Source organism: Cellulophaga sp. Hel_I_12, from assembly GCF_000799565.1.
In the GTDB taxonomy this organism is placed as follows: Bacteria; Bacteroidota; Bacteroidia; order Flavobacteriales; family Flavobacteriaceae; genus Cellulophaga.
Map to the genome: position 1 here is coordinate 1,118,791 of NZ_JUHB01000001.1, position 24,271 is coordinate 1,143,061.

General features: G+C 36.5%; 19 protein-coding genes. 16 read left to right on the plus strand and 3 right to left on the minus strand.

Annotated features, from left to right (window positions below; all coding sequences use genetic code 11):
• Positions 1 to 1,332, plus strand: a complete 1,332-nt coding sequence (locus tag GQ45_RS05155) for a M28 family peptidase (RefSeq protein WP_047415677.1) — start codon at positions 1 to 3, stop codon at positions 1,330 to 1,332.
• 159 nt (positions 1,333 to 1,491) lie between these two features.
• Here GQ45_RS05155 and GQ45_RS05160 read toward each other — a convergent pair whose 3' ends face one another.
• Positions 1,492 to 2,439: a DUF1080 domain-containing protein gene (locus tag GQ45_RS05160; RefSeq protein WP_047415680.1), complete on the minus strand. Its 948-nt coding sequence runs from the start codon at positions 2,437 to 2,439 to the stop codon at positions 1,492 to 1,494.
• A gap of 130 nt (positions 2,440 to 2,569) precedes the next feature.
• On the opposite strand from GQ45_RS05160, the gene GQ45_RS05165 reads away from it, so the two are divergent.
• The 3 genes from GQ45_RS05165 (at position 2,570) to GQ45_RS05175 (ending at position 7,111) form a co-directional block, all read left to right on the plus strand.
• Positions 2,570 to 4,210 carry a M1 family metallopeptidase gene (locus GQ45_RS05165; protein WP_047415685.1) on the plus strand — a complete coding sequence of 547 codons (1,641 nt, stop codon included), beginning with the start codon at positions 2,570 to 2,572 and terminating at the stop codon, positions 4,208 to 4,210.
• A 239-nt stretch (positions 4,211 to 4,449) separates the two neighbouring features.
• A complete protein-coding gene (locus tag GQ45_RS05170; protein ID WP_047415688.1) occupies positions 4,450 to 6,447 on the plus strand; it encodes a S9 family peptidase in 1,998 nt (665 codons plus the stop codon).
• A gap of 175 nt (positions 6,448 to 6,622) precedes the next feature.
• Positions 6,623 to 7,111, plus strand: coding sequence for a DUF4199 domain-containing protein (locus tag GQ45_RS05175; protein WP_047415690.1), 489 nt, complete (start codon positions 6,623 to 6,625; stop codon positions 7,109 to 7,111).
• A gap of 187 nt (positions 7,112 to 7,298) precedes the next feature.
• On the opposite strand, the gene GQ45_RS05180 is transcribed toward GQ45_RS05175, so the two are convergent.
• Positions 7,299 to 10,013, minus strand: coding sequence for a carboxypeptidase regulatory-like domain-containing protein (locus tag GQ45_RS05180; RefSeq protein WP_047415692.1), 2,715 nt, complete (start codon positions 10,011 to 10,013; stop codon positions 7,299 to 7,301).
• A 51-nt stretch (positions 10,014 to 10,064) separates the two neighbouring features.
• The gene (locus tag GQ45_RS05185; protein WP_047415694.1) at positions 10,065 to 10,901 is read right to left on the minus strand and encodes a GLPGLI family protein; all 837 of its coding nucleotides are present in this window, start codon (positions 10,899 to 10,901) and stop codon (positions 10,065 to 10,067) included.
• A 532-nt stretch (positions 10,902 to 11,433) separates the two neighbouring features.
• Between GQ45_RS05185 and GQ45_RS05190 the strand changes: the two genes are divergently transcribed.
• The 12 genes from GQ45_RS05190 (at position 11,434) to GQ45_RS05245 (ending at position 24,260) form a co-directional block, all read left to right on the plus strand.
• Positions 11,434 to 12,519: an efflux RND transporter periplasmic adaptor subunit gene (locus GQ45_RS05190; RefSeq protein ID WP_047415697.1), complete on the plus strand. Its 1,086-nt coding sequence runs from the start codon at positions 11,434 to 11,436 to the stop codon at positions 12,517 to 12,519.
• Positions 12,516 to 13,775 (plus strand): FtsX-like permease family protein, encoded by a 1,260-nt coding sequence (locus GQ45_RS05195; protein ID WP_047415699.1) that lies wholly within the window; start codon positions 12,516 to 12,518, stop codon positions 13,773 to 13,775. Before GQ45_RS05190 ends, GQ45_RS05195 begins: the two co-directional genes overlap by 4 nt.
• A complete protein-coding gene (locus GQ45_RS05200) occupies positions 13,776 to 14,459 on the plus strand; it encodes an ABC transporter ATP-binding protein (RefSeq protein ID WP_047415702.1) in 684 nt (227 codons plus the stop codon).
• A gap of 126 nt (positions 14,460 to 14,585) precedes the next feature.
• A complete protein-coding gene (locus GQ45_RS05205; protein ID WP_047415704.1) occupies positions 14,586 to 15,206 on the plus strand; it encodes a hypothetical protein in 621 nt (206 codons plus the stop codon).
• 165 nt (positions 15,207 to 15,371) lie between these two features.
• Complete coding sequence (locus tag GQ45_RS05210; RefSeq protein WP_047420062.1) at positions 15,372 to 16,139, plus strand: CDP-alcohol phosphatidyltransferase family protein; 768 nt, start codon at positions 15,372 to 15,374, stop codon at positions 16,137 to 16,139.
• Between the two features lie 40 nt (positions 16,140 to 16,179).
• Positions 16,180 to 17,430 carry an amidohydrolase family protein gene (locus GQ45_RS05215; protein ID WP_047420064.1) on the plus strand — a complete coding sequence of 417 codons (1,251 nt, stop codon included), beginning with the start codon at positions 16,180 to 16,182 and terminating at the stop codon, positions 17,428 to 17,430.
• A gap of 12 nt (positions 17,431 to 17,442) precedes the next feature.
• Complete coding sequence (locus GQ45_RS05220) at positions 17,443 to 18,042, plus strand: methyltransferase domain-containing protein (RefSeq protein ID WP_047415706.1); 600 nt, start codon at positions 17,443 to 17,445, stop codon at positions 18,040 to 18,042.
• A gap of 234 nt (positions 18,043 to 18,276) precedes the next feature.
• Positions 18,277 to 21,480 carry a hypothetical protein gene (locus GQ45_RS05225; protein WP_047415708.1) on the plus strand — a complete coding sequence of 1,068 codons (3,204 nt, stop codon included), beginning with the start codon at positions 18,277 to 18,279 and terminating at the stop codon, positions 21,478 to 21,480.
• Positions 21,481 to 21,491: 11 nt separating this feature from the next.
• Positions 21,492 to 22,166: a DUF2490 domain-containing protein gene (locus GQ45_RS05230; RefSeq protein ID WP_047415711.1), complete on the plus strand. Its 675-nt coding sequence runs from the start codon at positions 21,492 to 21,494 to the stop codon at positions 22,164 to 22,166.
• An 84-nt stretch (positions 22,167 to 22,250) separates the two neighbouring features.
• Positions 22,251 to 22,850 carry a superoxide dismutase family protein gene (locus tag GQ45_RS05235; protein ID WP_047415713.1) on the plus strand — a complete coding sequence of 200 codons (600 nt, stop codon included), beginning with the start codon at positions 22,251 to 22,253 and terminating at the stop codon, positions 22,848 to 22,850.
• 75 nt (positions 22,851 to 22,925) lie between these two features.
• Complete coding sequence (locus GQ45_RS05240) at positions 22,926 to 23,456, plus strand: RNA polymerase sigma factor (protein WP_047415716.1); 531 nt, start codon at positions 22,926 to 22,928, stop codon at positions 23,454 to 23,456.
• A gap of 3 nt (positions 23,457 to 23,459) precedes the next feature.
• Positions 23,460 to 24,260: an anti-sigma factor domain-containing protein gene (locus GQ45_RS05245; protein WP_047415719.1), complete on the plus strand. Its 801-nt coding sequence runs from the start codon at positions 23,460 to 23,462 to the stop codon at positions 24,258 to 24,260.
• Positions 24,261 to 24,271 lie beyond the last annotated feature (11 nt).

Here is a 24,271-nt window from a genome sequence, read left to right on the forward strand (position 1 = left end):
ATGAAAAATACCTTACTCGCCTTCGCCTTACTTACTTCTACCCTATTTTTTGCACAAACAGATGCACGAATTTATGAGATCATTGATGCCGTTTCCGCTGATCGAATCAAAAAAGATGTCACAAGACTTACTGAATTCGGCACCAGAAATACTTTTAGCGATACCGTGTCGACCACACGTGGTATTGGCGCTGCTCGCCGTTGGATAAAATCGGAATTTGAAGCTATTGGAAAGGACTGCAAAAACTGTTTAGAGGTTTTTTATCAAAAAGATTTTGTAACGACTGACATGGGCTCTCGCATTCCGAATGATGCGTGGATTGTAAATGTGGTTGCCATTCAAAAAGGAACAAAATATCCAAATCGCTATATTATTATGAGTGGTGATATTGATTCCCGTGCTAGTGATACAATGGATTTTACCACAGATGCGCCAGGCGCTAACGACAATGCTAGTGGTATGGCCGGAACTATTGAGGCTGCCAGAGTATTGTCAAAATATCAATTTGAAAATAGCATTATTTATGTAGGACTTTCAGGAGAAGAACAAGGCCTTTTTGGCGGTGGCGGTTTAGCCAAATATGCCAAAGAAAAAGGCTGGGATGTCATCGGAATATTAAACAATGATATGATTGGGAATATTAAAGGTGTTGATGGTGTTATAAGTAATGTGGATTTTAGAATTTTCTCAGAACCTGTGCCCGCCACGGAAACCGATAGAGAACGACAAATGCGACGCTTTTACGGAGGCGAGGTAGACGGAATTTCACGTCAATTAGCGCGTTACGTTCACAAAACAGTAAAGACCTACATGCCCGAAATGAACCCCATGATGATTTATCGTTTAGACCGTTTTGGTCGTGGCGGACACCACCGTCCTTTTAACGATGCAGGTTTTGCGGGTATTCGTATTATGGAGGCACATGAAAACTACACCCAACAACACCAAGATATTCGCACAGAAAATGGCATTGAATATGGCGATGTTTTAGAACATGTTAACTTTGATTATGCTAAAAAATTAACGGCTGTTAATGCCATAAATTTAGCCTCTTTAGCTTGGGCACCCCCTGCACCTAAAGAAGTAAAAATTGGAGGCATTGTACAAGCTGCAGCAAAATTCGAGTGGTCAAAGGTGGATGGAGCCGCCGGCTATAAAATATATTGGAGAGACACGACCTCACCTACTTGGGATCATAGCAGATACGTTGGGGATGTATCTACTTTTACCTTAGACGGTATCGTGATTGATAATTTCTTCTTTGGCGTCTCAGCTGTAGGTAAAAATGGCTTTGAGAGTCCCGTTGTTTTTCCTAATGGGATTATGAGGTAAGGTTTAAGCTTTACATGGTTACATTTAGGATTCAAAATAGTGCTTTTCGTGTCTTGTTATTTAAACGCAACCTGAGCATTATTTTGAATCCTTTTTTTGATGTTTATTTGGTAGGTAATAGCAGCTTAAAACTTACCATTTATTTTAATAAACTAGCATCTATTGCTTAAACTCTGGAGTAATTACAATACTTCTAAACGCGATAGGGCCATGGTCTCCTTGAATTAAAATAGGACCCGGTTCACCTTCGTTACTATCTAGCGCCCCACCTGTAATTCCAGGAATGGTTTGGTCTGTTATTATTTCTTTACCATTGGCAACGATTGTTACACGTTGTCCGTTCAAGGTAATATCATACACTTGCCATTCATCAGGATTTTTAGCAGCCATTTGATTGGGCGTTAAAAAACCATAAATCCCTCCAAATAATAAGTTATTAGGGGCTAACCCGTGATTATCTTCGATTTGAACCTCATGCCTACCTCTTAAATAAATACCGCTGTTACTGCCCTTTGGATATTTAAATTCTACGTGCAGTTTAAAGTTATCAAACGTTGCGTCAGAAACTAAATTAGAGCCAGATTTGGGACTTTCTAAAATTCCATTTTTAACCAGCCATTGGTTCTCTCCCATAGCACGCCAACCTTTTAAGTTTTCGCCATTAAAAAGGGCTATGGGTGTTCCCCACACTATATTTTCATTATATTCAAGAATAGGAGCTCGTCTCGCCATCCAATCGTATTTTTTTCCATCGGAATACACCATGCTACCTTCAAGGTTTTCGGCAATCATCTTCCCTTCAAAAACCATATCGTTTGTTCCGGGCTCCCATTGAACGGGTATTGCAAAACTAAATTTTCCATTCTTCACTTTCACTTCTGCAATTGGGCGTGCGCTACCAAAGGCATAGACAAAACGCCCCACAAGGGTTGATCTGCCTGATTTTGAAATCTCTAACCAAGAAGGTAATTCTTTAGCTTCCTGCATAATGACCATGTCCCATCGACCTATAAAGGTATTTTTATCGTCCTGAGCATGTACTGAAGCACAACATAAATTAGATAATAGCACTAAAAATGCTAAAATAGCGTTGAAAAAGCTTTTCATTTTTGCGGATTTAAAGTTAAACAGGTAAATATACCGAATGAAATTATAGTTTTAAAATTACTGCTTCTAAATTACCTGCATTTTAAAACTTTAAAAAATAGTACCTTTAACTATTCTATTTCCATATCCTATGAAGCTAAAAGCAAGCCTCCTATTCTTTTTAATCGTAAGCATGACGGCCAGTGCTCAGGTCTTAGTTGCTCAAAAACAAAAATTCACAAAACAAGATACCTTACGTGGTAGTATCACTCCAGAACGTGCTTGGTGGGATGTAAATTTTTATCATTTAGCACTAGAAGTTGAGCCAGACAAAAAATTTATTTCGGGTACGAATGCCATTCGCTACACGGTTCTATCTGAACATAACACTTTGCAAATTGATTTACAAGCACCCCTAAAAATTGAAAAAGCTACGCAAGATGGAGAAAATTTAGCGATAACATCGGATGTGAATGCACATTTCATTAGCTTAAACAAACCTCAAATTATAGGCGAAAGCAATGAAGTTATCGTGTATTATTCAGGGGTTCCAAAAGAGGCCGTGAGGGCTCCTTGGGATGGTGGGTTCTCGTGGAAAAAAGATGAAAACGGAAAACATTTTATAGCGACCTCTTGCCAAGGTCTAGGGGCAAGTGTTTGGTGGCCGAATAAAGACCATATGTATGACGAAGTAGATAGTATGGCTATTAGCGTTACGGTGCCAAAGGGTTTAATGAATGTATCAAACGGCAGACTGCGTTCCACGGACGAAAATGAAACCACAAGCACCTTTCACTGGGCCGTTGAAAACCCAATAAATAACTACGGGGTTAATGTAAATATTGGCGATTATGTTCATTTTGGTGAAAAATACGAGGGTGAAAAAGGTACTTTAGATATGGATTATTATGTCTTAAAAGACCATCTTGATGTAGCTAAAAAACATTTTAAAGACGCTCCAAAAATGATGAAGGCTTTTGAGCATTGGTTTGGACCTTATCCGTTTTACGAGGATAGTTTTAAACTAGTGGAAGTACCTTATCTGGGCATGGAACACCAAAGTTCTGTCACCTATGGAAATAAGTATATGAAAGGCTATTTGGGTGAAGATTTATCTGGAACTGGCTGGGGAATGAAATTCGATTTTATTATCATTCACGAGGCAGGTCATGAATGGTTTGCTAATAATATCACCTATAAAGATATTGCAGATATGTGGATTCACGAAAGCTTTACGGCCTATTCTGAAAATTTGTTTCTAGATTTTTACTACGGAAAAGAAGCTTCGGCGGATTATGTGATTGGCACCCGAAAAAAAATTAAAAATGATACGCCCATCATTGGACCCTATAATGTAAATACCGAAGGTAGTAGGGATATGTATTACAAAGGGGCCAATATGCTCCATACCATACGCCAGCTAGTCTATGATGATGAAAAATGGCGTTCTATTCTTAGAGGTCTTAACCAAGAGTTTTACCACCAAACCGTAACTACTGCACAAATTGAAAATTATATGAGTAATCAATCCGGACTGGATTTATCTAAAGTATTCGACCAATATTTACGATCGACTACCATTCCAGTTTTAGAATATAAAATAGTTGGTAAAAAACTAAGCTACCGATATACTGACGTGGTGGAAGGTTTTAAAATGCCCTTAAAAGTAAGGGTAGGCAAAAAAGAATTAGACCTTACACCTACTGAAAATTGGACAAGCCAAAACCTAAATGGTGATTTGTCATCCTTTGAAGTGCCAAGAGACTATTATATACTAATGCGAAAACTGTAATGGTTTTGAAATTGTTTTAAAACACACCATGATTGTAAACCGGTATTAAGGCTAATTGGTATTGTTTAACAATCTAAAGAATCATCATAAAAAAAGAAGTTATTAGGATTAAAGGACAGATCTAAGAGCTTATTTTGTTTTAAAACAGAACAAATTCATTCTATTTTATGAGGCTACAGACACAAAGTATAAACTTGTTTACTATATTTAAACTATTATTTCATAAACCTATCCTAACCATGCTGTATACATCAAAAATATTATCCGTATTTCTTTTACTATTTTACAGCGCCTTGACCCTAGCTCAAGACGCGCAACAAGCCATTACTATTGAAAAAATACTCGCTCTTAAGTCGGTTTCAGATGTACAGATAAGTCCTGATGGGAAATGGGTGGCGTATACGGTTTCAGAAAATGATTTAAAAAAAGACAAAAGATTAAAAAGAGTTTATATCATTCCTATCACCGGCGGTGAGGCTATTGCCATTACAGGCAAAGAATATTCTGCAAGTCAACCACGTTGGAGCGCCGACAACAAGTACCTATCTTTCTTGGCCAGTAAAGGTGAAAATGAAAAAACTCAAGTTTGGCTTTCTAACCGTTTAGGCGGCGATTCAGAGGTACTCACCAAAATTCCACAAGGCGTAAATGAACATGAATGGTCCCCTACCGAAAATAAATTATTACTGGTACTAACAGATCCAAAACCAGAAGAATTAACAGCTGATAAGGAAGATGACAAAAAAGTAAAACCTTATGTTATAGATCGCAGGCAGTTTAAACAAGACTATGTTGGCTATCTTGATCGGTATCGAAATCATGTGTATACCTTAACTCCTGGTGATAGTTTAGCAACGCAGTTAACTTTTGGTGATTTTGATGATAGCGCTCCTGTCTGGAGTCCGGACGGTAAAAAAATTGCTTTTGTCAGCAATAGAACTGAAGATCCTGATGGAAATGCAGATACGAATATCTGGGTAGTTTCTGCATCAGGACAAAATAGTGATAAAACCTTAGTGCAAGTAACCACTAATCCAAATAAAGACGATTCACCAACGTGGAGTCCTGATGGAAAATCTATTGCCTATAGAACCGTTTTAAATGGAAAAATTCTGTGGTATGCAGGTGAAAAATTAGCTATTTCTCCGGCTATTGGTGGGAAAGCGCGTGTATTAACCGAAAGTTTAGATCGTAATATTAGCATGCCAAAATTTACTGCTGACGGTACCGCTGTTCTTTTTCTTTTAGAAGAAAATGGCGCTAGCGTGTTAGCTTCGGTTGGCTTAAAAGGTGAAAACCTTAAACGAGTTATTTCGGGGAATATAAGTGTCGGCAATTATGCTTTAAAAGGAGAAACAATTGTTCCTCTTTTAGGAAAAGTAGATCTTTCAAATAACCTATATACCTATGAAAAAAATAAATTAAAAGAACTCACCACAGTCAATGATGCTCTTTTAGCCAGTACTAAAAAACCAATCATTGAAAAAATTAATTATAATAGTACGGATGGCACTCCTATTGAAGGTTTTGTGGTAAAACCAATAGATTTTGATGCCTCAAAAAAATATCCTACCATTTTATGGATTCATGGCGGACCCACAGCCCAATACGATTTTTCATTTGATACTGAACCACAATTGTTTGCTGCTCAAGGTTATGTTGTATTGCTTATTAATCCCCGAGGATCAACTGGGTATGGGGAAGCGTTTTGTAAAGCTATATTCGCCGATTGGGGTAATTTAGATTACCAAGATGTGATGTCAGGTGTAGATTATGCCATTACCCAAGGCTATGCAGACCCTGATTTATTGACTGTTGGGGGTTGGTCTTATGGCGGTATTTTAACCAATTATGTCATTACCAAAACCAATCGCTTTAAAGCTGCTTTATCGGGTGCTAGCGAAGCGCTGTATCGTGCAAATTATGGACACGACCATTATCAGCTCACTTGGGAACAAGAATTAGGCTTGCCTTGGGAAAATAAAGATGCCTGGGAACGTATTTCTCCCTATAACGATGTGGCTAAAATACTAACGCCTACCCTATGGATGGGTGGTAGCGATGATTGGAATGTGCCTATTTTAAATTCAGAACAAATGTATATGGCCATGAAAAGATTAGGCAGAGAAACCCAATTAATTGTCTATCCTGGTGAACACCACGGTATTCAAAGGCCTTCTTTTCAAAAGGATAGATTTGAAAGGTATTTGGCATGGATGAAAAAGTATGTGAAATAAATCTTTAAGCCTAACGCAAGGTTATAATTTTGCCTTTGACCTATTTGGTCTTGTTTGTTTCTTATACGAATGCCTGTACAAAGAAAAATGGGGGTACCTGTTGCTCTTTGAACTCTTTTCAATGGGATCAAAAAAAGATAACGTTATTCATTAGGAACCTTATAAAAACAACATCATGGAAAAAATTAGACTTGAGATCAAATGGGCAATGCTATTTATAGTGATGACCCTTCTTTGGATGGTACTAGAGAAACTAGTGGGCTTACATAGCACGCGTATTGACTTACATATGTATTTGACCAACTTGTTTGCTATTCCTGCAATATTGGTTTATGTATTCGCTTTAAAGGAGAAGAAGAAAAAAGACTTCAAGGGTCAAATGACTTTTAAACAAGGCCTGTTTTCAGGACTGATCATGACCCTTATTATTACCTTATTTGCGCCACTTACGCAATGGATTATTTCAACGATAATTACTCCGGAGTATTTCCCAAATGTCATTGCTCATTCGGTGGAAACTGGATATCATAGCACTTTGGAAGAGGCTCAAGCCTACTTTAATTTAAATAATTATATGGTACAAAGCACCATAGGTACGTTGATAATGGGCGTCGTAACGACATTAATCGTGGCGTTTTTTTTAAAGACCAAAGTGAGGACGTAAAAATGATATGTGCTGGATAAAAAAAATTTAGCCAAAATAATTTCATTGCTTTGAGCAAATTATATAGGCTCCCATCTATTTTGCAGAGGAAGCGATTGTAACTAAAAAAACTTAGCTACTAATCATTACGATAGGTAGCTAAGTTTCATTTCTTTAAAACTACGGCTGAGTGCAGCCCTTAGATAGCTTACAACGAGTATACAAACCTAAAGGTTACAAAACGAGGCTGGATAAAGGTTTCTGACGTAAATACCGATACATTGTTGGCACTGTTACGTACTTGCGAATCTATATCTAAAAGGTTAGTAGCTCTAATTTCGTATTCCCATTTGGCATCTCTATCTTTTCTATACGCTAAAGAAGCATCCCAATTTTGAAATGATTGTGATTCTCCATTACCTAAATCTTGGTTGGTGTACGTATAGTTTGTTCTAAAGGTTACTCTTTTCCAAACATAAGCATCAAACTCTACCGAAGGCGCATTCGTAACAAACTTGGTTTCACGACTTCCTTGATTGTTGTTGGTAACACTGTAGCGGTAATTAAAATTTAGGTTTGGTGCTACCTTAAAATTAGTTCTGATCCCTGGGGTATAGGTTTGTGTATAGCCTTCATTAACAGACTGCAATCCTTGAATAAACTGATTAATTTTACTATAATTAAAACTTCCATTTAAAGTAGCCCTAATTTTCCCAAAGGTGCGTTGTACCCGACCAAAAACATTGACGTTTTCATCGGCGAAATTAGAATTAAAAAAAGTACTTGTTCTAATGACATTGTCAAAATTGGTGAGTCCACGAATTTGATCAACGTTATTGCTATACGCTGCACGTGCAAAAACGTTTGTATAATTAAATAAATTAAAACTGTTGTATAATAAACTTACATTATGTGATAAGGCATTTTGTAGTTCTGGTTCACCAAACTGGATGCTATTAAAATTATTCAAGACCAAACCTTGCGCTAAACGAGTTACATCCGTAAAGTTATTAGCCATGTTATAATTTAAGGTTAAGGATTCACTCTTTTTAAAGTCAATTCTAGTTTCAAATTCCGGTAACAAACGGAAGAAATTTTCTTCATAGGTTACTCCAAATTGACTGTTTTTATTTCCATACGCATGTGCCGATAGACCAGGTGTGATGGTAAACTTCCCTGTTTTAACTCGGTAGCGCATGCCTAAATAAAGATCACTAAAATTATATTGGGTATCGTTGGTCGCTAAACCATCATTTATTAAAGGAGTTGGATTAAATTGCGAGCCGTCTTCTAAAAATTGAAAAATATTAGAATTAAAATCTTGGCGACTAAGTATGGTTCCTAAAGTAAAATTTAAATTACTCTTCGCGTTTAAAATTCTAAAGTAATCTAGCTTAGCATCTAATTGGTTAGATTTTATGCGTCTATTTTGCCCTAAATCATAATTTGTTAATGAAGTATCTAATCCTAAGCCTTCCGCTGTATTGTCAAAAGCATCTACACCGTTCGGATCATTGACCAGCAGCGCATTGTAGAAAGGATCTTCGTTTCTCAATAAATGCTGTGCTTCGAAGGCAAAAATATTGTTCTCGTCAAGCGTGTAATAATAATTTATATTTTGATTGATACTGTAAGGGGTTACTTCATTGAACTGAGCCGTTGTACCGACTACAGAAGAAAAAACATTTTGGTTTTGTGCGTCATTAGATATGCGACCCAAAACATCATAATCAATTTGATTACTAAAATTAGGCTTGTAGGCAGCACTTAATTTTATAAGTACTTGGTCAGAACGATCTCTACTAGATTCTTCTTGCGATTCATCAGGGATTCCTAAATCAGGATTCGTGTATTGCACAAAGCTTGTTTCTCTAGAAAAAATGCGACTGCTATTGTAAATTAAAAATCCACTTAAATCTAAAGCTTTATTAGGAGAATAACTGAAGTTACCCGTCGCAAGTTTACTTTCAATTTCTAAGGCATTGGCTTGGTTTGTTAAGGAACCAAGTCCGTTATCGCCTAAATTTATGCTCGTACCACTGCTTCTGCTTGGTGCTCTAAAACCGCCACCAAAATTACGGATATCACGACTCGTTAAGGCTTGTTCCCCAATATTATTTAAATCCCCTATAAAGTTTAGGCTGTATTTAGGATTGTAGTAAAACAATTTGGGTTGCAATAAATAAAGCTCATTCTCTGGTGAGGCCCCACCACCGGCAGTGACCGTTCCAAACCAAAAGTTTTCCTTACCTTCTTTTAACTTTATATTTAAAGCTACATTGTCTTGATTGTTCGTTACCCCACTCAACTGACCTACTTCAGAGTAGTTACGCAACACCTGAATTTTATCAACGGCGTTTGACGGTATATTTTTTGTGGCAAGTTTCGTGTCACCATCAAAAAAGTCTTTTCCATTGATCATTAATTTATTCACTACTTTGCCTTCAACCTCTACCTGTCCGTTTTCATTAATTTCAAAGCCGGGTAAATTTTTAATTACATCTTCTAATTTACGCTCTGTTCCTGTGTTAAAAGAATCGGCATTATAGATTAATGTGTCTCCTTTAATACTCACGGGCATTTCATAGATAAGCTCTACCTCGTCGAGCATGTTATCAGGCTGCATGATATAATTTTTGGTAATGTCTGCTTCTAAAGTAGAAATAAGATCATCAATCCCTTTCATTCCCACGTAACTAATTTTAATGGTGTACGAGCCATTTTTTCCTAATTGTAACTTAAAATTACCTTCGGAATCTGTAATACCGTACGATTCTAAACCATTGGTGACTTTGTTAATAGCCACAACATTGGCTAATTCAAGAGGAGCATTTAAACTGTCTGTTACTACACCTTCAAATTTAATTTGAGCATGCGATATCGTTGCTACAAAAAGTAGCACAATTGAAAGTATTTTTTTCATAAAATTAGGTTGATTTGTGTAGTATGTTATTGGTTGTTTTTGTTGTTCAAATTAACCCCGTCCTCGTCCTCGATTGTTTCTCATTTCAATCATTTTTCCTTGAACTGTTTCGCGGTATTCACTTTTCGTAATCTCTTTTCCCTTATCGGGTGCTTCAATCTTTAATTTTGTCTTAGGATTCATAACAATTTTAGAACATAGCATGGTTGTATTTCCTGCACTTACTTCTAAGATAAGACCCGGTAATCCCCAATACTCACTAGGACCATGACTAACGGGTACTTGAAGGGTATACCATGCTTCAACCTCTGTCATGGGTATTTCAGGAACTACTTTTTCTACTGCCGTTGAGTCTGCATTTGCCTCAGGTTCTTGGGCTATGTCGCTCCAGGAAAAATTGTACCAAGTTAACTCTGCCGTTGGTATAGATGCCGTAGCTTTAAAACATAAATACTGACCAATTTGTTTTGATTCTGATCCCATTTTCCAATTGATCACTTGTAATTTATCTTTTACTAAAAATTGCTTGCCGTAAAACTCTTGACTTTGAATCAACATATTTTCTTTTACGTTTTTATAAGAGTCACCTTGGGCAAAATTCTTACCCCAAGAATCTGTTGCTCCTGACATGGCGTCTAATTTATCTTCTTCATTAAAAAAAGAAGCCTCCTTATCAAAGCTAAGGACATATGTTTTTTCTAATCTGTTTTTCATACGCTCTTGTATCTGCTTTTTTTGAGCTTCGCTCATACGTGCGCCCCAGGTCCCAAGATCCATGGTAGACTTAGAAATGTATGTTGCTTCACCCTGAAATTCCTGAGCATTACTAATGAACGATTGGCATAAAAAGAAAGATAAAATACTGATTTTAAAAAGTAAGGATTTCATAATAAAAAATTAAATTTGTTTTGTTTAACAAATATATAAAAATATTGAACAAATTTTTTTTATTGTCATAATATTAACAGTGTTTATACAGTATCTACAAGCAAAATCTAATTTCTTAAACAGAATAGTAAAATTATACAAATACTCCTTTCTATTGAACGACTACTAAATTGTAGTACACTACATTCTCAATCAGTAGTACGTACAGCTCTTTGATTTTAAATTAGGTTTATGGTTTAACTAAGCTTAGTTAAATATTTGTTAAAGAAAAAAAGTAGCTAGAGTAAATGGTGAATAAGTGCTGTTAACAATCTAAAAATCCTGAAACTTTTTCTTCGTAATCCTAATCTTAACTTTTCACTTTTAGCAATGCGCACGTTTCTATTTTAGAGATAAAAAAACGGTAATTATTTGAACAATACCGTTCAATTCTAATGCAACAAACAGACCAAAAGGCTTGTTACCTACCCCATTATGTAGTACATTAGAGCGTATCAAAATAGCGCAAGAGCTATAGAAAAAGTGTTCATGTATGAGTTACAAACTAGGAATTCTTAATGTGATAGGATTTTTTTTAATGATATCCTGTACTCGTAATGTTGAAACCATACAGCCCGAAGTTAAAAATATCACCGAAAGTGTTTATGCGTCAGGATTCATAAAGAGTAAAAATCAATATGAAGTGTATGCTAAGACTACGGGAATCATCGAAGAAATTTATGTTTCTGAAGGCATGCAAATCAAAAAAGGAGACCCTATTTTTAAATTGAATCAAAAAGATTTAAAAATTGTTACGGATAATGCTAGAGTTGCTTCTTCAATGGCTGATTACACAACAAATTCTGATAAATTAAAAGATGCAAAAACAGCCATAGCCTACGCCATAAAAAAACGCTTGAATGATTCTTTATTATATGATAGACAAAAAAAATTATGGGACAACAGAATTGGAAGTAAGGTAGAGCTTGAACAAAGAGAACTCAATTTTGAAAATGCCAAGTTGAATGTGGCCAGCGCTCAAACAACTTACGAAGATTTAAGACGTAGCTTAAAACTAAGTTCGGATCAAAGTAAAAATAATTTAGAAATTGCAAAACTTTTAGAAAATGATCTCATTATACGAAGTGAACTTGATGGTGTGGTTTATAAACTGAATAAAGAAAAAGGAGAACTCATTACTAGTCAAGAACCTCAAGCCATCATTGGCGCTACTACTTTCACTATCGAATTAGCCATTGATGAATTCGATATTGTAAAAATTAAAATAGGTCAGGAAGTAATTATCCGTATGGATAGTTATAAGTCTCAGGTGTTCGAAGCTCAAATTATAGCCGTTGATCCCATGATGAATGCAAGAACACGCTCTTTTCAAGCCCATGCTACTTTTAGAAAGGAACCCAAGGAGTTATATCCGAATCTCACAGTAGAGGCAAATATTATTATTCAAAAAAAAGAGGCTGTTTTAACCATTCCTAGGAAGTATATGGTCAATGACTCTAGTGTTATGCTTGAAGGAGGAAAACTAAAACAGGTAGAAACAGGGTTAATGGATTATGATGTAGTCGAAATAAAAGCGGGCATTTCAAAAACAACGAAACTAGAATTACCTAAAAAATGAAGGTAAAGCATATTACAGAAATTGCCGGTGCGCTCATGCGGGCGCGATGGAAACAAACACTAGTTGCGGCCATTGGCGTTACTTTTAGTATTGCGCTGTTTATTACGCTACTTGGTTTTATGGAAGGGCTAAACCAATTGTTAGACGGCATTGTTTTAAATAGAACGCCACACGTACGACTATACAATGATATTCTGCCCTCCAAAAAACAACCTATAGCGCTAAGTGAAGACTATCAAAACTACTATCATTTTATCAGCTCTATAAAGCCAACCAATACAAGAGAGGAAATTTATAACGCCAAAAAAATCATCAATAAACTCGAAAATGATAAAAGAGTAAAGGGAGTAGCGCCTAAAGCCACTGCGCAAGTGTTCTATAATTTAGGGAATATAGATGTCAACGGCATTATTAATGGTATCGACCCTGAAAAAGAAGCACAACTTTTTTCATTTTCAGACTACATTACCCAAGGAAATTATAAGGAACTCAAAACGGTAACCAATAGTATTATACTAGGACAAGGTGCGGCAAAAGTGATGAATGCTGAACTGGATGATATCATTACGATCACAAATACCGAAGGTGAGCAATTTACCTTAAAAGTAATTGGCTTTTTTGAATCTGGAATTGCCGAAGTAGATAAAGTTCAAAGCTATACGAGCCTAGCTACCACACAAAAAATACTCGGTAAAAACAGCAACTATTTAAGTGATATTCAGATAAAACTACATCATTTAAATCTGGCTCCTGCATTAGCCTTGGAATACGAACAGTTTTTTGAACTTGATGCCGAAGACATACAAACAGCCAATGCGCAATTTGAAACAGGTAGTAGTGTTCGGTCCATTATCAGCTATGCTGTCGGCATTACACTACTTATTGTATCAGGGTTTGGTATCTATAACATTCTCAATATGCTTATTTATGAAAAAATGGATACTATTGCCATCTTAAAAGCCACTGGCTTTGCAGGTGCTGATGTTAAAAAAATATTTTTAACTATTTCTCTAAGTATTGGCGTAGCAGGTGCTTTGGCTGGCATACTCTTAGGTTTTTTATTCTCACTTGGTATTGATGCCATTCCTTTTGATACCGCTTCATTACCTACGGTAAAAACCTATCCAATTGATTATGGAATTCACTATTACCTGATAGCCGTCATTTTTGCCATTGCCACCACTTCTTTAGCCGGTTGGTTGCCCGCCAAAAAAGCGAGCAAGGTGGATCCTGTCGAAATTATAAGAGGTAAATAAATGCATAACAATACCATCCTTAGTGCGAATGGCATCAACAAATCGTTTTACGACCCTGTAGAAATACATGTTTTAAAAGATGTCTCTTTTACTGTTTCTCGTGGAGAATATACTTCTATTATAGGTAGATCGGGAAGTGGAAAATCTACCTTACTCTACATATTATCTACAATGGATACTGATTTTACAGGAGCGCTTTTTATTGATGGTATTAGCATCCGTGATAAATCCGAACAGCAGCTAGCAGCCATACGAAACGAAAAGATAGGATTTGTGTTTCAATTTCATTATTTACTCAACGAATTTACTGCCCTCAAGAATGTGATGCTACCTGGGTTTAAGCTAAATAAGCTTAGTGAAGAAGAGTTAGAGCATAAAGCCTATACCCATTTAAAAGATTTAGGCATTGAAAAATTAGCCAAAAAAATGGCCTACCAATTATCGGGCGGTGAAAAGCAACGTGTTGCTATTGCCCGTGCCATGATCAATGATCCCGTATTGCTAATGTGTGATGAACCTACAGGAAATTTAGATTCTAAAAATGCAGCTATTGTTTTTAATATCTTTAAAGAACTAACTGAAAGCTTTAATAAAACAATATTGGTAGTCACACACGATTTAGATTTTGCTGATAAAACAGGGCGTATCATTGAATTAGATGATGGCCGAGTTATCCGAGATTAAAAAGCTGTAAAAATCATTTTAACTAAGGTTCTAATTTTTAGGTAACATAAAACAGATTAAAACATGGAAAATAAAAACTCGTTTTTGTGTATTAAAATACTCAAGCTAAAATAACGCTATAATTTGATGCTTAAAACACTTTTAATTAGTGGCTTGCTTTACCTTTTCTTTTTGCCCTATGAGACTTTCTGCCAGGAAAAACAAAGCGGTGACTATATCGTAAATATCGAAGGAGATACCCTGTTCGGAAAAGTTCAACACTTAAATAAAAAAAATGTCAATCCAAAATATTACAAAAAAATTAGGTGGACAAATCAGCAAGGGCAACGCAGAAAATTCAATAGAAAAGATGTTTTAGCTTTTAGTGTGGACCATCAAATTTTCGAAGGTTTTTGGCTAAAACCATCATCACAAAATGGCTTATTTGGAACGTTTACGTACACTATAGATCCTAAAAAAAAAGAACGCTATTTTTTAAAAACACTGCATAGAGGTAGTCTAAATCATTATGAATTGGGGTGGTGGGAACAAGGCGAATCGCTTTTCCTGACCTTAGAGTTATTTAAAAAAAAAGAGGACATGTTTTTAATCAGGGTAGATCAAGGTGTACTCGGTTTAAAAAGAAAATCACTAATCCATTATTTTCAAGAATGCCCTCAGCTAGTAGAGAAGATAAAAAACAAAGTACTGAAAAACTCCTCGGAAATTGTGAGTTTTTACACTACAAAATGTGATAATCCCCAATAAAAAGTTAGTCCTTTTATCCTAAAATTGATAAATGTTTCCTTAAATACGGTTTGTGTGCATTTCCTAATTGTTAATTTAACCTTACCTTTGTACCTCCATTTTTTGAGGCAGACTAAGCTAGCGTGTTTTCGTTATTGGTAGTACTCTTAAAAATGGATGCTTACCATGTCAAAATTACCTCAAGAAAATATTTTTTTAGACCTATCAGATTACGGTAGATCACCCGCCAGATTCATTGCCAAATCCTTTAAAAACACAGCTGTTACGCCCATACACATCACCTTGATATTTGTAGTCTCAGGACTAATAGGTATTTGGTGTATTCTCAATGAACAGTATTGGTATGCTGGTTTCTTTTTGATTCTGAAATCTATTTTAGACGCTGCAGATGGAGAGTTAGCCCGGATAAAGCAAACCCCATCGTACACGGGAAGGTATTTAGACTCTGTGTCTGACATCATTTTAAACTTTTTGATCCTATGGACCGTTTACCATGTAACCAATGGCTCCTTACTTTATATGTTTTTAGCTTTTTTTGGAATGCAATTACAAGGCACACTTTACAACTACTATTACGTAATTCTAAGAAATAAATACGATGGAGATACCACGAGTCGTGTTTTTGAAATCGATACGCCAATAGCCCTAAAAGGTGAAAAGCAAAGCCATGTCAATATTTTATTTTCTTGCTATAAATTCTGTTATGGTATTTTTGACCAACTTATTTATGCCTTGGATAAAAATGCAGCTAAAAGTAAAAAATTACCAAATTGGTTTATGACTTTAGTTTCTATTTTTGGTTTGGGTTTTCAATTACTGCTCATTTCAATTTTACTAGCTTTTAATTTAAAAGAATTCATTATTCCTTTCTTTATCCTGTTTTCTATTTTTATCTTTATTTTTATTGGCATCCGGAAACTTATTAACCATTAACCACGCTTGTCTTTAATTTATTCTAATTTTAATGAAAGCCATGAAAAATCTACTATTTTTTTTCTTTTTTGTTGTTTGCTTTTCTTCGAATGGCCAAATCGTGTTGCAGGCAGATCGAGTTTTTGATGGTGAAAAGATCCATATGAATTGGTCTGTTGTAGTTGAGAAGAATATGATTACTTATGTTGGTCCTACTTCAGCATTACCATCCGGAGTGTCCTATGAATTTATTACACTTAAAAATAAAACATTGATGCCTGGTTTAATTGAAGGGCATTCACACCTATTATTACACCCCTATAACGAAACAAGCTGGAATGACCAGGTACTAAAAGAATCACCTGTAGAACGTGCTGTAAGAGCTACGGTACATGCTAAAAGCAACCTGCTATCTGGCATTACCACGATGCGGGATTTAGGTTCGGAAGGTGCTGGTTACACAGATATATATCTAAAGAAAACTATTGAGGAGGGTATTATTGTGGGGCCACGTTTAATAGTTGCTGGCCCGGCTATTGTGGCCACTGGGGCCTACGGACCAAAAGGGTTTCACGATGGTGTCGTTGTTCCTCTGGGTGCAGAACCAGCTAGTGGTATTGATGAAGTGATTAAAACAGTACGCACACAAATAGGCAACGGAGCTGATTTTATAAAAATATATTCCGATTATCGATGGTCGCCCGGGCAGGCTGCCCAACCTACTTTTTTACAAGAAGAAATTAATGCGATGGTTCAAACAGCAAAAAGTGCAGGTACCTACGTAATAGCTCATGCTAGTACCCCAGAAGGTATGAAAAGAGCCATTCTGGGAGGTGTTGAAACTATTGAGCATGGTGATGGTGCCACTCCTGAGATTTTAAAATTAATGAAAGATAAGGGCGTTGCCCTATGCCCAACCCTTGCCGCTGGCGATGCCATTGAGCGCTATGCTGGATGGGACAAAAATACAATGCCCGATACAGAACGTATCCTTAACAAAAAGAAAAGCTTTCAGCTCGCTCTTGAGGCCAATGTTTCTATAGTATTTGGTGGAGATGTCGGTGTTTTTTCGCATGGCGAAAATTATAGAGAACTAGAGCTCATGGTTGCGTATGGCATGAATTCTTTGGAGGTTTTAAAATCGGCAACTTCCGGCAATGCTAAGAGGCTACATTTAGATACTTTAGGGCACATAAAACAAGGGTTTCTAGCAGATATTATTGCCGTTGAAAACAATCCAATAGAAAATATTAAAGCCATGCAAAATGTTGTATTTGTCATGAAAGACGGCGTGATTTATAAAAATTTATAATGCACTTCACCCATGAAAAACAATCTTGAAGAAAAATATTGGACGAATCGCTATTTAGAAAAACAAATGGGATGGGACATTGGTTATCCGTCCAGTCCTATTAAAGCATATATCGATCAACTTAAAGATAAAGACATTCGCATTCTAGTGCCAGGGGCAGGTAATGGCTATGAAGCGGAATATTTATTCAAAAACGGATTTAAAAATGTTCATGTTTTAGACATTTCAGAGCTACCATTAAAGGCCTTCAAAAAAAGAAATCCTACTTTTCAGGAGCAAAAGCTACTCCACGAAAATTTTTTTGAACATACTGGGACCTACGATTTAATTCTAGAGCAAACATTTTTCTGCTCTTTTGTACCTACCAAGGCCAATAGAAAAGCGTATGCCCAACAAATGTCAAAACTTTTAAATTACAAAGGAAAATTAGCAGGTTTGTGGTTTTCATTTCCCTTAACCAATGATATGGAGAAAAGACCATTTGGCGGTGACAAAGAGGAATACCTAGGCTATTTAGAACCGTATTTTGAGGTTAAATCTTTCGAAGTCTGTTACAATTCTATCCCAGAACGTGAAGGTAATGAGCTCTTTGGTATTTTTGTAAAAAAATAAAATACCTAAGCTTTTAAAATGTCCTCCTCCATAACGGTCAAGGTTGATGTAAGATATAGCACAGTTCGAATATCCCCTTTTTACTCCTTACTTTTTTAGCTGAAGCTACTTTTTAAGTTGAGCTTTTTCTAATATACTAACTCAGGCTATTTTCTATTTCTCTTTTATTTTTGGTACCTTTAAACCAACTAAATATATCAAATACTTTAAACGATTTTAATCCAAGCTAAACAAATGAAAAAACTTCTTTCCTTACTACTACTTTTTGTCGTGTATACTACAAGCGCACAGAACTTTTCCATGGATCTAGTTCAAGATTTAAAACCTAGAAATATTGGACCAGGAGGCATGAGCGGTCGTGTTACGGCTATTGATGCCATTCACGCTAATCCAGATATTATGTACGTGGGCACAGCCTCCGGAGGTGTATGGAAATCTACCTCTGGCGGTATTAAATGGGATCCTATTTTTGATAAAGAAGTTACGGCATCTATTGGAGCTGTAGCTATTCAACAAAGTAATCCATCCGTAATTTGGGTAGGTACAGGAGAAGGGAACCCAAGAAATAGTTTAAATGGTGGCTACGGCATTTACAAATCGCTCGATGCTGGTAAAAGCTGGATCGCCATGGGTCTAGAAAAAACACGTCATATTCACCGTATTGTGATTGATCCCACGGACCCTAATATTGTTTATGCTGGTGCTATTGGTTCTCCTTGGGGAGAACATCCAGAGCGTGGCGTTTTTAAAACCACCGATGGCGGAAAAAGTTGGAAAAAAATACTATTTACTAATAACAAATCGGGTGTAGCTGATCTGGTCATGGACCCTACAAACCCCAATAAACTTATTGCCGCTATGTGGGAGCATAAGCGTGACCCTTGGTTTTTTAAATCAGGTGGAGAAGGTAGTGGTTTATATATGACCCACGATGGAGGCGAGAATTGGAAAAAGCTAACGGAAGAAGATGGTTTACCTGCAGGAGAATTAGGGAGAATGGGTGTTGCTATCGCTCCAGGAAAAACAAATATTATTTATGCTTTAGTAGAGGCAAAAAAAAATGCCCTCTACAAATCTGAAGATGGTGGCTTTAAATGGAAAAAAATAAACGACAAAGAAGATATTGGCAATAGGCCCTTTTACTACTCCGAAATTTATGTAGATCCACAAAACGAAAATAGGGTATATTCTGTTTTTACCTATGTCAATGTTTCTGAAGATGGCGGTAAAAACTTTAGTGAATTAATGCCCGCCTATAACGCTGATAATGGCGTTCATCCTGATCATCACGCGTGGTGGATTCACCCTAAAAATGGTCAATTTATGATGGACGGTAATGATGGTGGTATGAACATCACCAAAGATGGTGGAAAATCATGGCGTTTTATAGGCAATATTCCTGTTGCACAATTTTATCATATCAATACGGATAATGAATATCCTTATAACGTGTATGGCGGTATGCAAGATAACGGCTCTTGGCGAGGACCCGCCTATGTTTGGAAAGCACAAGGCATTAGAAATAGTTATTGGCAAGAAATTGCCTTTGGTGATGGCTTTGATGTTGTTCCTGACCTAGAAGATTCGCGATATGGTTATGCCATGAGTCAACAAGGAAATGTATCAAGATATGACCATATTACGGGTAATAATTACGTGGTAAAACCTACAGCACCTGATGCGGATACCAAGTTACGCTTCAATTGGAATTCGGGAATCGGTCAAGATCCTTTTGATACGAGTACCGTATATTTCGGAAGTCAGTTTGTACATAAAAGCTCCGATAAAGGATTAACATGGAGCGTTATTTCTCCAGATTTAACAACCAATGATCCTGAAAAACAGAAACAAAGTGAAAGTGGTGGCCTATCTATGGATGCCACTGGAGCAGAAAATCACTGTACTATTTTAGTTATAGAGCCGTCAAGTATCGAAAAAGATATGCTTTGGGTAGGAACGGATGATGGACGTGTGCATATCACTCAAAATGGCGGAAGTTCTTGGTTAGAAGTAGGTCAAAATATCAAAGGACTTCCTCAAGGAAGTTGGATTGCTCAAATCAAAGCATCCAATAAAAACAAAGGAGAAGCTTTATTAATTGCGAATGATTACCGTAGATTTAATTTTACACCTTATGCGTATAAAACTAAAAACTACGGTAAAACATGGGAGCGTATTGTCGACCAAAATGATGTTAAAAGCTATACCTTGGCCATTGTTGAAGATATAGAGAACCCTAATCTACTATTTTTAGGAACCGACGATGGCTTATATATCTCGTTTAACGCCGGTGAAAAGTGGCAAAAATGGACCGAAGGATTTCCTACGGTATCGACAAAAGATTTGGTGATTCACCCAAGAGAACACGATTTAGTTATCGGTACTTTTGGTAGAGCAGCATGGGTTTTAGACGATATTAGGCCCCTCAGAGCGATTGCAAATGACCCTAGCATTCTACAACGTGAGGCAAAAGTGTTTACGCCACCAACTGCTTACCAATCTGCCATACAGCAAGCTACAGGAAGTAGATTTGGCGCTGATGCGATGTACAATGGCGATAACAGAAAATTAGGCGCTATGATTACCTATTATATTAAAGAAGGTAAGTCTAAAAACGATAAGTCTACAGATACAACAGTGAAAAAAGACAGTACCCCAGATCAACGAACAGGTGTCGAGAAAAAAGATTCCATCCAGTTTGAAATTTTTAATGGCACTGCGTTAATCCGAACCTTAAAATACAAAACTCCGGAGAAACCAGGTTTCCACCGTATCTATTGGAGGATGGATGAAAAAGGTCCAGAACGCGCTTCACGTACTATTCGAAAAAGAACAGGCGAATCTGGTGGAATTGATGTAAAACCTGGCCTATTTAAGGTAAAAATGAGTTATGGTGCTATCGTCGATGAAACTCAGGTCGAAGTGAAATCTGACCCTAGAATAGCTGTAGATCTAGCGTCAATAAACGAAGTGTATGAAACCAGTAAAAAAATTCAAAATTTCGCACAAACTGCTGCTGATGCCGTTCGGCAATTAGCAGAAAGCAAGGAAGTAGCAGAAAAATATAAAAAAGAGCTGAATGAATTAGACAAAGAGAAATATAAAGACGCGATTAAATCTTCTAGCGAAATTAGCAAAGAAATAGATGCCCTTATGGCCTTGTATTTAGGAAAAGAAGATAAAAGGCAAGGTATTACGAGAAATCCTGAAATAACGGTATTACAACGTATTGGAGAAGCTAACAGTTATGCATCATCTCGTAAAACAGGTATTACAAGTACAGAAAACAAATTAATTCAATTCGCCGAAGAAGCGCTACAAGAAGCCCTTGTAAAAACAAATGCTTTTTTTACTGGCGAGTGGTCAACCTACAGGTCTAATCTAGAAAAAATAAACAATTCGCCTTTTAAAGAAACAAAAATAATAGCCATTAAATAACACTCAACGAGATGAAGAAAATTGTATTTTTAATTACTTTGTGCATGATTACAGCAACAAAGGCGCAAGAAACTGGCGAAGATGATTGGGGCTCTTGGTATATGTATTTCGGCACCAACAAAATCTCGGATAAACTAAGTATTCATAGCGAGGCGCAATTCAGGTATTATGAAACGGCTACTAACTTTAATCAACTGTTACTGCGTACCGGTTTAAACTATCATATTGATGAAAATGCCATAGCAACAATAGGCTACGCCTACATTGGTACAGATACAAGCTTTGAAGAAATACGCAATGAAGAGAATACCAATGAACATAGAATATTTGAACAATTGATTCTTAAAAATAAGGTTGGAGAATTCTTATTTGAACATCGGTACCGATTAGAACAACGCTTTTTAGAAAACCAAGGAGCTACGGATACTGAACATAGAGCACGCTATCGTTTGCAGGTAACCTTACCGCTAACAAATACTTTCTTTCTTAATTTTTACGACGAGGTATTTATTAATTTTCAAGATCAGATATTTGGCCAAAACAGATTGTATGGAGCCTTGGGAGTTCATGTTACCGATAATCTATCCGTTCAAGCAGGCTATTTAAAAAATCATTTTAACACTGCTAATTTTGACCGTATGCAGTTTGGTATATTTTTTAATCCCGACCTGAGAAAGAAAAAATAGCATTTGTGCTAATATGAAATTGAATTGGGTTTGATTCTAGTATAAAATATGTGTAATTTTAAAGACTTAATAAAAAATAAAAACATGAAAAAAATAGTATTTGTCCTATCCATTGCTTTAGTTGGCTTAACCTATAGCTGCAAAGAAGTAAAGAAAGAAGCTCAAGAAGCTGGAGAAGAAGTTGAGGCTACCGTGAATGAAATACAAGAAAGCATGGAAGCAAAAATGACTGAAAAAACCATGACCATTACTTTGATGCCTAAAAGCGATAGCAATGTGAAAGGTGAAGCAACCTTTACGCAAAAAAATGGTACCGTAATGATGGTGGCGACCCTCTCTGGATTAACACCTGGTGTACACGCCATTCACTTACATGAAAATGCAGATTGTTCTGCTGCTGATGGTACGTCTACTGGGGGGCACTGGAATCCAACCTTTCAACCTCACGGAAAATGGGGTGTTGCAGAAGGATACCATAAAGGTGATATAGGAAACTTTACCGCAGATGCTGATGGAAATGGAAAAGTAGAATTCTCAACAGAGGAATGGTGTATTGGTTGTGATGATGATACCAAAAATATTATAGGCAAAGCTGTCATTGTACATCAAGGCACGGATGACTTTACCACACAACCCACTGGAGATGCAGGTGCACGTGTAAGCTGCGCAGGAATCATTCAATAAAAAAAAGTGAAAAAGTGAAAAAGCTGTATTTTTTGCAGCTTTTTTTTTATTATCTTACTCCAGTAAATACCCTAAATGGAATTAGAAGTTTTAGTAGAAAAATTTCGGAACAAAGACGAAAAGGCTTTTGAAAAGCTCTACGCTATGTATTCGGATAGCATTTGTGGCGTTATTTTTAATGTTGTAAAAAATACGGATATTGCTCAAGAAATTTGTCAAGATGTTTTTATAAAAGCATGGAAAAACGCCCATACCTATAACGCTACGAAAGGGCGTTTTTTTACTTGGATGTTAAATATAGCTCGAAATGCAGCCATCGACGAGGTACGCTCAAAATCTCATAAAAATAGCAAACAAAACCTATCCTCTGATTTTTTCGTAGATATACTTGAAGACAAAAATGATCTCAACAATCAAGTGGATGCCATTGGAATAAAAAGTTTATTATCACATCTGAAAGAAAAATGTATTCAGATCATAGAACTCTTATATTTTCAAGGGTATACACAAAAAGAAGTAGCAGAAGAATTAGAAATACCTGTGGGAACAGTTAAAACTAGAAACAGAAGTTGTATTTCACAAATTAGGGGCAATATTTCGATATAGCATATGGATATAGATAAGTACATAGCATCAGGTATTTTAGAGCTTTATATAGCAGGTACACTAACGGAAGATGAAAATTTAGACGTTCTTAGTTATGCCCGAAAGCACCCTGAAATTCAAGCAGAAATTGAAGCCATTGAGGCCTCTATTGTTGCATTGACAAAAGCTGCCACACCAACACAAACCTCAAAATATAGCTACACTACGCTTTACGATAAAATTAAAACCACTTCAGAAAGCGAAGTGAAAGTGATACCATTGCCAAAAGAAAAATTAAACTGGTCCTCTTATTTAGGCTGGGCCGCTTCCGTACTATTAGTAGCTGCATTAGCCTGGATGTACACTCAAAACAACGCACTTAAAAACGAGTTGCAAAGTTCTTCACAAGCAACTGTTAGCCTAGAAAAGCAAATTGAAGAAGCTAAATCGTCTTTGGTAAAATCTGAAGAATTATTAAGCACCATAAGAAATAAAGACATTCAAGTCATAGCCCTAGGCGGCCAGGCAGTTGATCCAAATTCGTATGCCAAGGCCTATTGGAACAAAAAAGAACAGCAGGTTTTTATTGATGCACAAGGACTTCCTGACCCTCCAGATGGTATGGTCTATCAAGTTTGGTCTTTAAAACTCGACCCCCTTACACCTACGAGTATGGGGCTATTAGAAAATTTTATTACTGACGATAATCGAGTTTTTGCATTAGCAAATCCGAATGAATCAGAAGCTTTTGGGATAACCCTAGAGCCGGCCGGAGGAAGTGAATCCCCGAATTTAGAGCAACTATATACTTTGGGTGCAGTGTAGTCCTAAAAAAT

Bases quoted from the DNA above. Each gene is read 5' to 3' on its own strand.
- GQ45_RS05185 (WP_047415694.1), bottom strand. From the start codon at position 10,901: ATGAAATCCTTACTTTTTAAAATCAGTATTTTATCTTTCTTTTTATGC.
- GQ45_RS05160 (WP_047415680.1), bottom strand. From the start codon at position 2,439: ATGAAAAGCTTTTTCAACGCTATTTTAGCATTTTTAGTGCTATTATCT.
- GQ45_RS05230 (WP_047415711.1), top strand. From the start codon at position 21,492: ATGAAGAAAATTGTATTTTTAATTACTTTGTGCATGATTACAGCAACA.
- GQ45_RS05175 (WP_047415690.1), top strand. From the start codon at position 6,623: ATGGAAAAAATTAGACTTGAGATCAAATGGGCAATGCTATTTATAGTG.
- GQ45_RS05215 (WP_047420064.1), top strand. From the start codon at position 16,180: ATGAAAAATCTACTATTTTTTTTCTTTTTTGTTGTTTGCTTTTCTTCG.
- GQ45_RS05180 (WP_047415692.1), bottom strand. From the start codon at position 10,013: ATGAAAAAAATACTTTCAATTGTGCTACTTTTTGTAGCAACGATATCG.
- GQ45_RS05200 (WP_047415702.1), top strand. From the start codon at position 13,776: ATGCATAACAATACCATCCTTAGTGCGAATGGCATCAACAAATCGTTT.
- GQ45_RS05165 (WP_047415685.1), top strand. From the start codon at position 2,570: ATGAAGCTAAAAGCAAGCCTCCTATTCTTTTTAATCGTAAGCATGACG.
- GQ45_RS05210 (WP_047420062.1), top strand. From the start codon at position 15,372: ATGTCAAAATTACCTCAAGAAAATATTTTTTTAGACCTATCAGATTAC.
- GQ45_RS05195 (WP_047415699.1), top strand. From the start codon at position 12,516: ATGAAGGTAAAGCATATTACAGAAATTGCCGGTGCGCTCATGCGGGCG.
- GQ45_RS05170 (WP_047415688.1), top strand. From the start codon at position 4,450: ATGCTGTATACATCAAAAATATTATCCGTATTTCTTTTACTATTTTAC.
- GQ45_RS05220 (WP_047415706.1), top strand. From the start codon at position 17,443: ATGAAAAACAATCTTGAAGAAAAATATTGGACGAATCGCTATTTAGAA.
- GQ45_RS05155 (WP_047415677.1), top strand. From the start codon at position 1: ATGAAAAATACCTTACTCGCCTTCGCCTTACTTACTTCTACCCTATTT.
- GQ45_RS05235 (WP_047415713.1), top strand. From the start codon at position 22,251: ATGAAAAAAATAGTATTTGTCCTATCCATTGCTTTAGTTGGCTTAACC.
- GQ45_RS05240 (WP_047415716.1), top strand. From the start codon at position 22,926: ATGGAATTAGAAGTTTTAGTAGAAAAATTTCGGAACAAAGACGAAAAG.
- GQ45_RS05205 (WP_047415704.1), top strand. From the start codon at position 14,586: ATGCTTAAAACACTTTTAATTAGTGGCTTGCTTTACCTTTTCTTTTTG.
- GQ45_RS05225 (WP_047415708.1), top strand. From the start codon at position 18,277: ATGAAAAAACTTCTTTCCTTACTACTACTTTTTGTCGTGTATACTACA.
- GQ45_RS05190 (WP_047415697.1), top strand. From the start codon at position 11,434: ATGAGTTACAAACTAGGAATTCTTAATGTGATAGGATTTTTTTTAATG.
- GQ45_RS05245 (WP_047415719.1), top strand. From the start codon at position 23,460: ATGGATATAGATAAGTACATAGCATCAGGTATTTTAGAGCTTTATATA.